The organism is Acidimicrobiales bacterium (genome assembly GCA_035546775.1).
In the GTDB taxonomy this organism is placed as follows: domain Bacteria; phylum Actinomycetota; class Acidimicrobiia; order Acidimicrobiales; family JACCXE01; genus JACCXE01.
The window spans coordinates 14288-27511 of sequence record DASZWD010000051.1; the positions used below are offsets into that span (position 1 = coordinate 14288).

Annotated in this window: 9 protein-coding genes; 2 read left to right on the plus strand and 7 right to left on the minus strand. The window is 67.3% G+C overall.

The window, feature by feature from the left end:
* Positions 1-39: 39 nt before the first annotated feature.
* Complete coding sequence (locus tag VHC63_12645; GenBank protein HVV37449.1) at positions 40-3990, minus strand: DNA-directed RNA polymerase subunit beta'; 3951 nt, start codon at positions 3988-3990, stop codon at positions 40-42.
* Entirely contained in the window at positions 3991-7551 is a 3561-nt protein-coding gene (locus VHC63_12650) for a DNA-directed RNA polymerase subunit beta (GenBank protein ID HVV37450.1), read from the minus strand. It abuts the gene before it with no gap.
* A gap of 222 nt (positions 7552-7773) precedes the next feature.
* On the opposite strand from VHC63_12650, the gene VHC63_12655 reads away from it, so the two are divergent.
* A complete protein-coding gene (locus VHC63_12655) occupies positions 7774-9063 on the plus strand; it encodes an adenylate/guanylate cyclase domain-containing protein (GenBank protein ID HVV37451.1) in 1290 nt (429 codons plus the stop codon).
* Between the two features lie 51 nt (positions 9064-9114).
* Here VHC63_12655 and rplL read toward each other — a convergent pair whose 3' ends face one another.
* Both rplL and rplJ read right to left on the minus strand, forming a co-directional pair.
* Positions 9115-9501 (minus strand): 50S ribosomal protein L7/L12, encoded by a 387-nt coding sequence (gene rplL / locus VHC63_12660; protein HVV37452.1) that lies wholly within the window; start codon positions 9499-9501, stop codon positions 9115-9117.
* 4 nt (positions 9502-9505) lie between these two features.
* Positions 9506-10171, minus strand: a complete 666-nt coding sequence (gene rplJ / locus VHC63_12665) for a 50S ribosomal protein L10 (GenBank protein HVV37453.1) — start codon at positions 10169-10171, stop codon at positions 9506-9508.
* A gap of 205 nt (positions 10172-10376) precedes the next feature.
* On the opposite strand from rplJ, the gene VHC63_12670 reads away from it, so the two are divergent.
* Complete coding sequence (locus VHC63_12670; GenBank protein HVV37454.1) at positions 10377-11432, plus strand: CapA family protein; 1056 nt, start codon at positions 10377-10379, stop codon at positions 11430-11432.
* Between the two features lie 20 nt (positions 11433-11452).
* Here the strand turns inward: VHC63_12670 and rplA are convergent, their stop codons facing one another.
* The 3 genes from rplA to nusG all read right to left on the minus strand — a co-directional run.
* Entirely contained in the window at positions 11453-12187 is a 735-nt protein-coding gene (rplA, locus tag VHC63_12675) for a 50S ribosomal protein L1 (GenBank protein ID HVV37455.1), read from the minus strand.
* A 164-nt stretch (positions 12188-12351) separates the two neighbouring features.
* Positions 12352-12777 carry a 50S ribosomal protein L11 gene (rplK, locus tag VHC63_12680; GenBank protein ID HVV37456.1) on the minus strand — a complete coding sequence of 142 codons (426 nt, stop codon included), beginning with the start codon at positions 12775-12777 and terminating at the stop codon, positions 12352-12354.
* Positions 12778-12787: 10 nt separating this feature from the next.
* Positions 12788-13224: transcription termination/antitermination protein NusG (gene nusG / locus VHC63_12685; protein HVV37457.1), on the minus strand; the 437-nt coding region annotated here is incomplete at its 5' end.

Here is a 13224-nt window from a genome sequence, read left to right on the forward strand (position 1 = left end):
AAAACGAGATCTGACGCGCCCAGTTCGGAGCGTTTTGGGTTAGAGGGCGGGTTCTTCGCCCGCCGGCTCGTCGTAGGAGCCGTTGGTCTCAGGCGCCGGCGTGCTCCAGTCGAACACCGTTTCGCTCGCCGCGGTGGGGTCACGATCGGCCAGCCACGCCGCCAGATCGGCGTCGTCGCCGTAGTCCGAGGACCATCCGAGCATCGGCTCGGCGTCGGGGGCATCGATGCCGACCTCGCGGTAGACCGGCATGCCGGTGCCCGCGGGGATGAGCTTGCCGATGATGATGTTCTCCTTGAGGCCGTGGAGCTTGTCGCTCTTGCCCTCGATGGCCGCCTCGGTGAGCACGCGGGTCGTCTCCTGGAACGACGCCGCCGACAGCCACGAATCCGTGGCCAGCGACGCCTTGGTGATGCCCATGAGCTCGGGGCGACCTTCGGCGGGGCGCTTGCCCTCGGCGACGAGACTGCGGTTGACCTCGGCGTAGGTGCGGCTGTCGACGCGCTCGCCCGGAAGGAACGGCGAGTCGCCCGGCTCGGCCACCGACACTCGCTTGAGCATCTGGCGGACGATTAGCTCGATGTGCTTGTCGTGAATCGACACGCCCTGGGCCCGGTACACCTTCTGCACCTCGTCGACGAGGTACTGCTGGGTGATGCGGATGCCCTTGATCTCGAGCAGCTGCTTCGGGTCCTTGGGACCTTCGACGAGCGCGTCGCCGGCGGTGACCTCTTGGCCCTCGCGGACCTCGAGGTGCGCCCGCAGCGACACCGTGTAGGCCTCTTCCGTGCCGTCGTCGCCGACGACGGCGACGCGACGGGAGTTGTCCTCGTCGGTGATGCGCACGACGCCCGACGTCTTGGTGAGGATCGCGGCGCCCTTGGGCACGCGAGCCTCGAACAGTTCGACGACGCGGGGCAGACCGGCGGTGATGTCGCCACCGTCAGCCGCGATACCGCCCTGGTGGAACGTACGCATGGTCAGCTGCGTGCCCGGCTCACCGATCGACTGGGCGGCGATGACACCGACGGCCTCGCCGAGTTCGATCGGACGACCCGTCGCCAGGGAGCGGCCGTAGCAGAGAGCGCAGACGCCGAACTCGGCGTCGCACGTGAGCACCGAACGGGTGCGCACGCGGTCGACGTCGGGGTTGTCGCGCAGCTGGTTGACCAACTGCTCCGTGAGCTCGATGCCGGCGTCGATGCCACCAGCGGGCTCGGCGAGCACGCGGCCGTACAGGCGCGTGTTGAGGTGCTGCTGCTTGCCGGCGGAGTCGGGCTTGATGTCCTCGATCCAGATGCCGCGGGTGGTGCCGCAGTCGGGTTCGCGGATGATGAGTTCCTGGGCGACGTCGACGAGACGACGGGTCAGGTAGCCCGAGTCAGCGGTGCGCAGAGCGGTGTCGGCCAGACCCTTGCGGGCGCCGTGGGTCGAGATGAAGTACTCGAGCACCGAGAGGCCCTCACGGAACGAGGACTTGATCGGACGAGGAATCATCTCGCCGCGCGGGTTGGACACGAGGCCCTTCATGCCGGCGATCTGCGCGATCTGCTGCGGGTTTCCGCGCGCGCCCGAGTCCACCATCATGTTGATGGAGTTGAACGGGTTCTCGGCGAGCGTGGCTTCCATCGCCTTCTTGATCTCGCTGTTGGCGGACGTCCAGATCTCGACTTCCTTCTGGCGCCGCTCGTCGTCGGTGATGATGCCGCGCTTGAACTGGGTCTCGGTCTTCTCGGCTTCCTTCTCGAAGCGGTCGAGGATCGAACCCTTGCTCGGCGGCGTCTTCACGTCGTCGATCGAGATCGTCAGACCCGACTGGGCGCCGTAACGGAAGCCGATCGTCTTGATGCGGTCGAGCGACTCGGCCACGACGACCTTGGGGTAGTTGAACGCCAGCGTCTCGACAATGGAGCCGATCGACGTGTTCGACTTACCGATGACGTCGTTGACGTACGGGAAGCCCTCGGGCAGCGCCGAGTTGAACATGAGGCGACCGGGAGTGGTGAGCAGGTCGCTCGTCTCCATCTCGCCGGTTTCCTCGTTCAGCTTCTGCGAGCGGTACGTGATCTGCGCGTGCAGCGAGACGTTGCCCTCTTCGAAGGCCTTCTCGACTTCGTACAGGTTGCGGAAGACCGCACCCTCGCCCGGCGCGCCCGGCACGTGCAGCGAGATGTAGTAGCAGCCGAAGACCATGTCCTGGGTGGGCACGGTGATCGGGCGACCGGTGGCCGGCGACAGCACGTTGTTGGCCGACAGCATGAGGATGCGGGCCTCGGCCTGCGCCTCGGAGCTCAGCGGCAGGTGGACCGCCATCTGGTCGCCGTCGAAGTCGGCGTTGAACGCGGTGCAGACCAGCGGGTGGATCTGGATGGCCTTGCCTTCGACGAGCACCGGCTCGAAGGCCTGGATGCCGAGGCGGTGCAGCGTTGGGGCACGGTTCAGGAACACTGGGTGCTCCTTGATGACCTCGGCGAGGACGTCCCACACCGGCGCCTTGCGACGCTCGACCATGCGCTTGGCCGACTTGATGTTCTGGGCCAGTTCCTTGTCGACGAGCTTCTTCATGACGAAGGGCTTGAACAGCTCGAGCGCCATGAGCTTGGGCAGGCCGCACTGGTGCAGCTTGAGCGTGGGACCGACGACGATGACCGAACGGCCGGAGTAGTCGACGCGCTTGCCGAGCAGGTTCTGGCGGAAGCGGCCCTGCTTGCCCTTGAGCATGTCGGACAGCGACTTGAGCGGGCGGTTGCCCGGACCCGTCACCGGACGGCCACGGCGGCCGTTGTCGAACAGCGCGTCGACGGCCTCCTGGAGCATGCGCTTTTCGTTGTTGACGATGATCTCCGGCGCGCCGAGATCCAACAGCCGCTTGAGGCGGTTGTTGCGGTTGATCACGCGGCGGTACAAGTCGTTGAGGTCGGACGTGGCGAAGCGACCACCGTCGAGTTGCACCATCGGGCGCAGGTCCGGCGGGATCACCGGCACGACCTCGAGGATCATCGAGCGCGGGTCGTTGATGCGCTTGCCCTGCTCGTTGCGGCGGTTGAAGGCGGCCACGATCTTGAGGCGCTTGATGGCCTTCTGCTTGCGCTGCACGGACAGGGGCTTGCGGCCGTCGGAGGCTTCGATCGACTCACGCAGCTTGATTTCTTCGGAGTCGAAGTCGATGCGGTCGATCAGCGACGAGATGGCCTCGGCGCCCATGCCGCCCTCGAAGTACTCGCCGTAGCGGTCGGCGAGCTCGCGCCACAGCAGTTCGTCTTCGATGATCTTGCGCGCGTGCAGGTCGCGGAACTCGTCCCACGCCCGCTTCACGAGGTCGAGCTCGAGCTCGGCGCGCTCGCGAATGCCGGCGAGGTCCTTGTCCGAGGCCTTCTGGCGCGACTTGATCTCGCTGTCCTTGGCGCCTTCCTTTTCGAGGTCGGCGAGCTCGGACTCGAGCGCCTTGAAGCGCTTGTCGATGTCGAGGTCGCGCTGCTTCTCGATCTCCTGGAGCTCTTCGAGCAGTTCGGCTTCGAGCGTGGGCAGGTCGGCGTGGCGCTTTTCCTCGTCGACCCAGGTGACGAGGTTGGCGGCGAAGTAGATGACCTTTTCGAGCTGCTTGGCCTTCAGCTCCTCACGCGCCTCGGTGCCCATGAGCAGGTACGCCAGCCACGAGCGGGTGCCGCGCAGATACCAGATGTGCACGACGGGCGCGGCGAGCTCGATGTGGCCCATGCGGTCGCGGCGCACCTTGGAGCGCGTGACCTCGACGCCGCAGCGCTCGCACGTGATGCCCTTGAACCGGACGCGCTTGTACTTGCCGCAGTAGCACTCCCAGTCCTTGGTCGGGCCGAAGATCTTCTCGCAGAAGAGCCCGTCCTTTTCCGGACGCAGGGTGCGGTAGTTGATGGTCTCGGGCTTCTTCACCTCACCCTTGGACCACTCGCGGATGTCCTCCGCCCGGGCAAGCCCGATCTTCAGAGACTCGAAGAGATTGACGTCGAGCACTTAGAAACCAGCCCTTTCACGCGCACGACGCGCGTCTTCTTCGTCAGAACCACGCTCCGGACGGCTGATGTCGATGTCCAGGTCGGAGCGGTAGTCGTCGTCGATGTCGCGCATCTCGATCTCGCCGCCGAGCTTGGACATGACGTCAACGTTGATGCAGAGCGACTGCATCTCCTTGATCAACACCTTGAACGACTCCGGGATTCCGGGGTCGGGGATGTTCTCGCCCTTGACGATCGCCTCGTACACGCGCACGCGGCCCAAGACGTCGTCGGACTTGATGGTGAGCAACTCCTGGAGCGCGTAGGCGGCGCCATAGGCCTCGAGGGCCCACACTTCCATCTCACCGAAGCGCTGACCGCCGAACTGCGCCTTACCACCGAGCGGCTGCTGGGTGATCATCGAGTACGGACCGGTCGAGCGGGCGTGGATCTTGTCGTCGACCAGGTGCGCCAGCTTGAGGATGTACACGTAGCCGACCGAAATCGCCGTGTCGTAGGGCTCGCCGGTGCGCCCGTTGTAGAGCGTCACCTTGCCGGTGTTCTGCATCTGGTGCGTGTCGTCGATGCCGTCGGGGTTCAGGTGGTCGAAGATCGTCTGCATCGTCGGGTGGTTACCGGCGTGGTCGGTCTCGTCCCAGTGGGCACCGTCGAACACCGGTGTGGAAACCCACACCGCCGGCTCGGTACGCGGCCGCGTCTTGCGCGGCGAACGCGTCGGCGTGCCGACCTTGTCCTTCGACTTCGGATCCGTCCAACCCCAGCGCGCCGCGTAGCCGAGCGCGGACTCGAGCACCTGTCCGACGTTCATGCGGCTCGGCACGCCGAGGGGGTTGAGGATGATGTCGACGGGGGTGCCGTCGGCCATGAAGGGCATGTCCTCTTCGGGGAGGATCTTCGAGATGACGCCCTTGTTGCCGTGGCGGCCGGCGAGCTTGTCGCCCTCGGAGATCTTGCGCTTCTGGGCGACGTAGATCCGCACGATCATGTTCACGCCCGGGGGCAGCTCGTGCTGGTCGTCGCGGCTGAACACCCGCACGTCGATGACCTTGCCGGTCTCGCCGTGGGGCACCTTGAGCGACGTGTCGCGGACTTCGCGGGCCTTCTCACCGAAGATGGCGCGCAGCAGGCGCTCTTCGGGCGTGAGCTCGGTCTCGCCCTTGGGGGTGACCTTGCCCACGAGCACGTCGCCCGGCTCGACCTCGGCGCCGACGCGAATGATGCCGCGCTCGTCGAGGTCCTTCAGGATCTCTTCGCTCAGGTTCGGGATGTCACGGGTGATTTCCTCGGCACCGAGCTTGGTGTCGCGGGCGTCGACCTCGTGCTCCTCGATGTGGATCGACGTGAGGACGTCGTCGCGCACGAGGCGCTCGTTGAGGATGATGGCGTCCTCGTAGTTGTAGCCCTCCCACGGCATGAAGGCGACGAGCAGGTTCTTGCCCAGCGCCAGTTCGCCGTTGTGGGTCGAAGGACCGTCGGCGAGCAGGTCGCCCTTGTCGACCTTGGCGCCTTCCTCGGTGAGGACGCGCTGGTTGATCGCCGTGTTCTGGTTCGACCGCTGGAACTTCTGGAGGCGGTAGACCCGGCGGCCGAGCTGATGGCCGTTGTGGTCCTTCTGGTTCTCGTTGTATTCGACCGTGATGTGGTCGCCCGAGACTTCGGTGACCGTGCCCTTGCCTTCGGCCATGAGCACGTCGCCGGCGTCCTGCGCGGCGCGGGCTTCGACGCCGGTGCCGATGTAGGGCGCTTCGGGGCGCACGAGCGGGACGGCCTGCTTCTGCATGTTGGCGCCCATCAGGGCGCGGTTGGCGTCGTCGTGCTCGATGAAGGGGATGAGCGCCGTCGAGATCGACACGATCTGCTTCGGCGACACGTCCATGAGGTCGACTTCGGACGGCGGCACGAAGTCGACTTCCGACGTCGAGCCGTAGCTGGTGCTGCTGGCGCCCACGATGACGCCGGCGCCCTGCGGGCCGCGGCGCACGAGGACGCGCTCGTCGAGGAAGTTGCCCTTGGCGTCGAGCGGCGTGTTCGCCTGCGCGATGACGTGCTCTTCTTCCTCGTCAGCGGCGAGGTAGCGGATCTCGTCGGTGACCTTGCCGTTGGCGACGACGCGGTAGGGCGTCTCGATGAAGCCGTAGTCGTTCACCTTGGCGTAGGACGCCAGGGCGCCGATGAGGCCGATGTTCGGGCCTTCGGGCGTCTCGATCGGGCACATGCGGCCGTAGTGCGAGCTGTGCACGTCTCGCACTTCGAAGCCCGCACGCTCGCGGGACAGACCGCCGGGGCCCAGGGCCGAGAGGCGGCGCTTGTGGGCGAGGCCCGACAGCGGGTTGACCTGGTCCATGAACTGCGACAGCTGCGAAGTCCCGAAGAACTCCTTGATGGCGGCCACGACCGGGCGGATGTTGATCAGCGTCTGGGGCGTGATGGCCTCGACGTCCTGGGTCGTCATGCGCTCACGCACGACGCGCTCCATGCGGGACAGACCGACGCGCACCTGGTTCTGAATCAGCTCGCCGACGCTGCGCACGCGGCGGTTGGCGAAGTGGTCCTGGTCGTCGAGGCGGTAGCCCGTCTCGCCGTTGGCGAGGTGCAGCATGTAGCTGGCGGCCGCCAGGATCTCCGACGAGCTGAGCACGCCCTGGCCCTCTTCGGGACGCTCGAGGTCGACGCCGAGGATCTCCTCGATGACGTCGATCTCGTGGCGCAGCTTGCGGTCGAGCTTGTAGCGCCCGACGCGAGTGAGGTCGTAGCGCTTGTTGTTGAAGAAGGCGTTCTCGAAGTAGGCGCGGGCCGACTCCACCGAGGGCGGTTCGCCCGGGCGGGCACGCTTGTAGATCTCGAGGAGGGCGTCGTCGCGGGTGGGCGCGATGTCGCGCTCTTTCTCCCACTGGCCGGCCAGGAAGTCGAAGTGGTGCACGAAGCGCTCGATGACGGCGTCGTCCTCGTAGCCGAGGGCACGCATGAGCACGAAGATCGACAGGCGGCGCTTGCGGGCGACGCGGGTGCCGGCGGTGATGTCCTTGCCCGGCTTGGCCTCGACGTCGAACTCGATCCACTCACCGCGGTAGGGGTGGATCGTGCCGGTGACGATCGTCTTGGCGTCGCGGCCCGGCTGGAAGATCACGCCGGGGCTGCGCACGAGCTGGCTCACGACGACGCGCTCGGTGCCGTTGATGATGAAGGTGCCCTTGTCCGTCATCATCGGGAAGTCGCCCATGAAGACGGTCTGTTCCTTGATTTCACCGGTCTGGGCGTTCATGAACCGGGCGCGCACGAAGATCGGCGCCGCGTAGGTCATGTCCTTCTCTTTGCACTCCTCCACCGTGAACTTGGGCGGCGGGCGCAGGTCGATGTCGTTCGGGTCGAACTCGAGCTCCAGGCTGAGCTGACCGGTGAAGTCCTCGATCGGGCTCAGATCCCGGAAGGTCTGCTGGAGCCCCTCGTTGATGAACCGGGTGAAGCTGTCGCGCTGGACCGAGATCAGGTCAGGTAGCGGCAGTACGTCCGCAACGTTCGCGAACGAATAACGGGTGGGCGTGACGGGACGAGCCGACAAGACCTACTCCTCAGGAGAATGGGCGCGCGTCGAAACAAGGGCAACTGCGACGACGGGCGAGGGGGCGTGCACGGAACTAGCGATTATACGCGGTTCTGCACGCGGAAATCAACCCCCTACGGGGGTCCGTTTCACTTGGCGACAAGGTAAAGGAGCGACCCCGATCGGTCAAGCATTTCTGCCCTCCCGCGCGCTCCGCCAGCCCGGCGCCAGACTTCCCGCATGACCGTGGGGGGCGACGTCGAGGAGAGCCTGGTATGGCGCGGGCCGTTCCGGTCGCTGCCGCGGGACCTCAGCACCGCGTCGCTCCGCTCTCTGATCACCGCCATCGCCTGGTTGATCGGCATCGGCGTCGTGGCCGTCCTGCCCGACGTGCTGGGGCTGACGTCGCTGCACGGTCGGCAACGCCTCGGCATGCGCGTCGCCTTCCTCATCGCCGCGACACTTACCGCCGGACTCTTCGCCGTGGCGCGGGCCTCGACGCGCCGGCTGGAGGTCGCGTTCCCAGCGCTGGCGGCGGCGCTGTTCCTGATCGGTCCGGTGCTCGTGAACCTGGCCGTGGTGCTTGTCGGGGCCAACTTCGGCGGGGTCACGGTGTTCTTCGTCGAACTGCTGCTCATTGCGTTTCTGGTTCTGCGTCGATCCTGGGCGATTGCCGTGACGGTCTTCACACTGGCGCTCTACGTCGTGGCCCTGGCCGCGCTCGACAAGCCGCCTTCACCGCAGCTGCAGTTCATCAACGTGCTGGCGGCGGCCGTCGCCACCGGGGTGCTGATGGGCGCGTTCACCAACCGGCTCGACGACACCCGCCGCGAGCTGGCGTTCATGAACGCCCACCTCGAAGACCGAGTCGAGGAGCAGGTCCGCGAGCTCGAGCGGACGGGGCGGCTCCGGCGCTTCCTGTCTCCGCAGGTGGCCGAAGTCGTCACCTCCGAGGGCGCTGAGGCCTTGTTGGCGCCTCATCGCGCCGAAATTGCGGTGATCTTCGTGGACCTGCGCGGATTCAGCGCGTTCGCCAACGCCGCCACCGCCGCGCGCGTCATGGAGGTGCTCCACAGTTATTACGACGCCGTCGGTCGCGTGCTCGACGCCCACGGCGCCACGATCGGCGGCTTCGACGGCGACGGCGTGTTCGCCTACCTCGGCGACCCCGTGGCGCATCCCGACGCCGCGTCCGCCGCGGTGCGCATCGCCGGCGAAGTCGCCCGCAGCCTCGACGACCGCACCGCCGAGTGGTCGCGGAGCGGTCAGACCATCGGCTACGGGATCGGCCTCGCCTTCGGCCAGGCGACCCTGGGCAGCGTCGGCTTCGCCGGCCGCTCCGACTACACGCCGGTAGGCCCGGTCGTGAACCTCGCGTCGAGACTGTGCGCCGACGCGCAGCATCGCGAGATCGTGATCGACGACGCCATGCGCACCGCGGCGCGACTCGCGGAGGCGGAGGTCGCGCCGCGCCGCGACGTGGATCTGAAGGGCTTCGGCATCACGCGCACGTACGCCGTTGTGCATTGAAACGCGACGAAGCGGGGGCCGGAGCCCCCGCTTCGCACAGAACTGCGGGAGTTACTTGACTTCGACGGTGGCGCCGGCGCCTTCGAGCTGGGCCTTGGCGGCCTCGGCGGCCTCCTTGTTGACCTTCTCGAGAACGGGCTTGGGAGCCGAGTCGACCAGATCCTTGGCTTCCTTCAGACCGAGGCTCGTGAGCGCACGGACTTCCTTGATGACCTGGATCTTCTGCGCACCGGCACCGGTGAGGATGACGTCGAACTCGTCCTTCTCCTCCTCCGCGGCCGCGGCTTCGCCGCCGCCACCGCCGGCCGGAGCCGCGGCCACGGCGACAGGCGCCGCAGCGGTGACGCCGAACTTCTCTTCGAACTCCTTCAGGAGCTCGCTGAGCTCCAGAACCGTCATGTTGGCAATTGCGTCGAGGATTTCTTCCTTGGTGGCCATTGGGCTACTCACTTTCGGTTTCGGTGGTGGCCACTTCTGTGACCTCTTCGATTAGCGGTGCTGCATCGTCGGCAGCGATTTCGGACGGCGCTTCGTCGACCGCAGGGGCTTCGGCGGCGGGTGCTTCGGCGGGGGCCTCCGGGGCACCGCCCTGCTTGTCGATCAGCGCCTTGAGGCCGTAGGCCAGGTTGCGGGGCAGCGCCTGGAGCAGGCCGGCGAATTGCACCATCGGTGCCGCCATGCCGCCGGCGAGGCGGGCGAGCAGCACTTCACGCGGAGCAACGTCGGCGAGCGCGGCGGTGTCCTTGGCGTCGAGCACCTTCTCGCCGAGCAGGCCGCCCTTGACGACCAGCTTCGGGTTGGTGCGGGCGAAGTCGCGCAGCGCCTTGGCCACGGTGACCGCATCGCCCTTGACGAACGCGATGGCGGTCGGGCCTTCGAGCATGGCGTCGAGATCGATGCCGAGATCACGGGCCGCAAACCGGACCAGCGTGTTCTTGTAGACCTTGTACTCAGCGCCGGCCGGGCGAAGCGAGCGGCGAAGATTCGAGATCTCGGTGACGCTCAGGCCGCGGTATTCGGTGAGGATCGCAGCATCGGCGTCGTTGAAGTGCTCGCGCACTTCGTCGACGACGGCGACCTTCTCGGAACGGGGTTCTCCTGTCCTCATTGCACCTCCTTTACGAAAACAAATAGGGCGTCGCAGACAGGTGCGAACGCCCTAGGAGTTAGGAGGTTCACCTCGGCTGGCGGGCTTGCACCCATTACCCGTCGGAACGGACCGGCTGTCTGCGGCGAAGTGGATTCAGTTGTTCAGAGCCGAAGAAGGATAGCGGCTCCCCGCCGCCCACACCACATCCTGGGACAATGGCGGGGTGGGGCGGCCCCGACCAGCCATCGTCGTCGCGTTGGGGTTGCTGTGCGCGTGCCAGCAACACCAGGGCTTCTCCGAGCAGCCGGTGACGACCACCTCCGCGCTGTCGACCACCACGACGGCGTCGACCACGTCCACGACCGTCCCGCTCCCGGCGACGCCGACGTGGCGGCTGATGGCGGCAGGTGACGTGCTGCTCGACGACACCGAAGCCGCGGGCATCGACGCCTTCGCCCACGTCTCGCCCCCGCTGGCCGACGCCGATCTCGCCATCGTCAACCTCGAGACGGCCGTCGCCAGCGCCGGTACAGGGTCGGCCCAGGACAAGAGCTACGTGTTCCGCACGCCGCTGTCGGCGGCCGGAACGCTGGCGCGGGCGGGCGTCGACGTCGTCAACGTGGCCAACAACCACTCGCTCGATTTCGGGCCCGCCGCCTTCGTCGAGGGCCTCGACGCGCTGCGTGGTGCCGGCGTCACGCCCGTGGGTGGCGGCCACGACGCCGACGAGGCGAGTGCCCCGGTGCTGCGCACCATCGGCGGCGTGCGCGTCGCCGTGCTGGGTGCGTCGCGCGTCATCGCCGACTCGGGGTGGATCGCCGGGCCCGGCCATCCCGGCGTGGCATCGGCTTACGACCAGCGCACGCTGGTCAAACGCGTACAACGAGCCAAGGCCGAGGCCGACGTCGTCATCGTCGTGGTCCACTGGGGCGTCGAGCTCGCGCCCTGCCCGGACGCCACGATCGTCGGGCTCGCCAAGGCGTTGCGCGCCGCCGGCGCCACCGTCGTGCTCGGCTCGCACCCGCACGTCCTCCAGCCGATCGTGCAGGACGCCACCGGGCTCGTCGCCTACTCGCTCGGCAACTTCGTGTTCCACCACCGCACGGGCGCCGCCGGCGACACGGCCGTGCTCGACCTGGGTTTCGACGGGGCGCGGCTCGTAAGCGTCACCACGCACCCGCACCTGCTCGCCAGCGGGCCGCCCCGGCCGGCGGACGCAACTGCGTCGGCGCGGATCCGCGCCGAGTTGAACCCGGCGCGCTGCCCGAACGTCGGCTAACCCGCCCGAGCGCGGGCGCGTTAGGCGCCGGCGACGGGACTACCGGCGAGGTCTTCGTCGGTGATCCGCAGGCGGTTGGTGTCGACGCGGACGCCGGGGCCCATGGTCGAAGACACCGTGACCGAGCGGATGTACTTGCCCTTGGCCGAGGCCGGCTTGGCGCGCTGGATCTCGTCCACCACGGCGCGGAAGTTCTCGAGCAGCGCCTTGGCGTCGAAGCTTGCCTTGCCGATCGGGACGTGGATGTTGCCGACCTTGTCGGTGCGGTACTCGACCTTGCCGCCCTTGAACTCGCCGACGGTCTTGCCGACGTCGGTGGTCACCGTGCCGGTCTTGGGGTTCGGCATGAGCTTGCGCGGGCCGAGCACGCGTGCGGCCTTGCCGACCTGACCCATGAGGTCGGGCGTGGCGATGGCGACGTCGAAGTCGACGAATCCGCCGAGCACGCGCTCGACGAGGTCGTCGGCGCCCACGATGTCGGCACCGGCCTGACGGGCCTCTTCGGCCGCGGGACCGGCGGCGAACACGGCGACGCGCACGGCCTTGCCGGTGCCACCGGGCAGGCTGACGGTGCCGCGCACGATCTGATCGGCTTTGCGGGGGTCGACACCGAGGCGCAGCGCCAACTCGACGGTCTCGTCGAACTTGGCCTTCGCCCCGGACTTCACGTGACCCATGGCTTCGAGCGGCGAGTACACCTCGTCGCGGTTGAAGCCCTTCAGGGCGTTCTCGTAGTTCTTGCCTCGTTCCGGCATCGCTGCCTCCCTCTTTCTGGTCGCCCCGCCCTGGTGAGGTAATCCAGGCTGCGGGTTTGGCTGCGGGTTTGGCTGCGACCGATCCGGCTCAGCCGGTCGGTCGCTTTGGACTGCGCGGCGAAGCCGCACAATTGAGCTCGGCCGGCGTCAGCCGGCCGAAGGCGCTACTTGACTTCGATGCCCATCGAGCGGGCGGTGCCGGCGATCTGGAGCACGGCGGCTTCGAGGTCGTTGGCGTTGAGGTCGGGCATCTTGGTCTTGGCGATCTCTTCGGCCTGCGCCCGCGTGATCGAACCGACCGTCGCGCGACCGGCGGTGGCGCCGCCCTTCTCGAGTCCGGCCGCGGCGCGGATGAGCGCCGGCGCCGGGGGCGTCTTGAGCACGAAGGTGAAGCTGCGGTCCTCGAAGATCGTGATCTCGACGGGGATGATCTGACCGCGCTGGTTCTCGGTCTGGGCGTTGTACTGCTTGACGAAGTCCATCGTCGCCACGCCGTGGGGACCGAGCGCCGTACCGACCGGGGGCGCGGCGGTTGCCGCCCCGGCGGGGAGCTGGATCTTGACGATCGCTGCGACCTTCTTGCGTGCCATTTCTGTTCCTTTAGAGCTTCGCCACTTGGGCGAAATCGAGCTCGACCGGGGTTTCCCGGCCGAAGATGTTGACCAGCACCTTGAGCTTGAGCTGATCCTCGTTGATCTCCGAGATCTGGCCCGAGAAGTCGGCGAAGGGGCCTTCCTTGACCCGCACCGTCTCGTTGACCTCGTACTCGAGGCGGGCCCGGGTGCGCTTGGGCGTGGCGCCGGTCGCACCTTCCTGCTTGACCTGGAGGATGTTCTCGACCTCATGGCGCGAGAGCGGCGTGGGCTTGGTGCCCGGGCCGACGAAGCCGGTCACGCCGGGCGTGTTGCGGATGGCACCCCATGTGTCGTCGTCGAGGTCGCAGCGCACCAGCAGGTAGCCGGGGAACACCTTCTTCTGGACGGTGACCTTCTTGCCGCCCTTGAACTCGTCGACGTCCTCCATCGGGATGACGACCT

Excerpts from the sequence above, each read along its gene's own strand:
- rplK (HVV37456.1), bottom strand. The coding sequence starts at position 12,777 with ATGGCACGCAAGAAGGTCGCAGCGATCGTCAAGATCCAGCTCCCCGCC.
- rplL (HVV37452.1), bottom strand. The coding sequence starts at position 9,501 with ATGGCCACCAAGGAAGAAATCCTCGACGCAATTGCCAACATGACGGTT.
- rplJ (HVV37453.1), bottom strand. The coding sequence starts at position 10,171 with ATGAGGACAGGAGAACCCCGTTCCGAGAAGGTCGCCGTCGTCGACGAA.
- rplA (HVV37455.1), bottom strand. The coding sequence starts at position 12,187 with ATGCCGGAACGAGGCAAGAACTACGAGAACGCCCTGAAGGGCTTCAAC.
- VHC63_12655 (HVV37451.1), top strand. The coding sequence starts at position 7,774 with ATGACCGTGGGGGGCGACGTCGAGGAGAGCCTGGTATGGCGCGGGCCG.